This window comes from Halomonas sp. SSL-5 (genome assembly GCF_030708455.1).
Lineage (GTDB): Bacteria > Pseudomonadota > Gammaproteobacteria > Pseudomonadales > Halomonadaceae > Halomonas.
Genome location: NZ_JAUYWF010000027.1, coordinates 1 through 526, shown reverse-complemented (window position 1 = coordinate 526; position 526 = coordinate 1). Strand labels below are relative to the sequence as shown.

At 65.2% G+C, this 526-nt stretch carries 1 protein-coding gene and 1 pseudogene; both read left to right on the top strand.

What is annotated here, in order from left to right:
- Positions 1 to 420: electron transfer flavoprotein subunit beta/FixA family protein (locus RAN53_RS16340; protein WP_305797852.1), on the top strand; the 420-nt coding region annotated here is incomplete at its 5' end.
- Positions 417 to 526 (top strand): annotated as a pseudogene (locus RAN53_RS16335) (electron transfer flavoprotein subunit alpha/FixB family protein); the annotation flags it as partial. The gene RAN53_RS16340 and the pseudogene RAN53_RS16335, both read left to right, overlap by 4 nt.

Here is a 526-nt window from a genome sequence, read left to right as displayed (position 1 = left end):
GGCAAGCAGGCCATCGACACCGACAACAACCAGACCGGCCAGATGCTCGCCGCCCTGACCGGCCTGCCCCAGGGCACCTTCGCCTCCGAGGTGAATATCAGTGGAGACGGGGGTGATGGAAAGATACAGGTGACCCGCGAGATCGACGGCGGCCTGCAGACCATCGAGCTTTCCCTGCCCGCCATCGTCACCACCGACCTGCGCCTGAACGAGCCGCGCTATGCCAAGCTGCCCGACATCATGAAGGCCAAGAAGAAGCCTATGGACGTCAAGACCCCGGCGGATCTCGGCATCGAGGTGGCCTCGAAGGTCAAGCTGCTCAGGGTCGAGCCGCCGGCCGAGCGCCAGGGCGGCGTCAAGGTGGGCTCGGTGGACGAGCTGGTCGACAAACTCAAGAACGAGGCGAAGGTGATTTCATGAGCATTCTGGTCCTGGCCGAACATCACGACGGCGCCCTGGCCGGCGCCACCGCCCATGCGGTCGCGGCCGCACAACAGATCGGTGGCGATATCGACGTGCTGGTGGC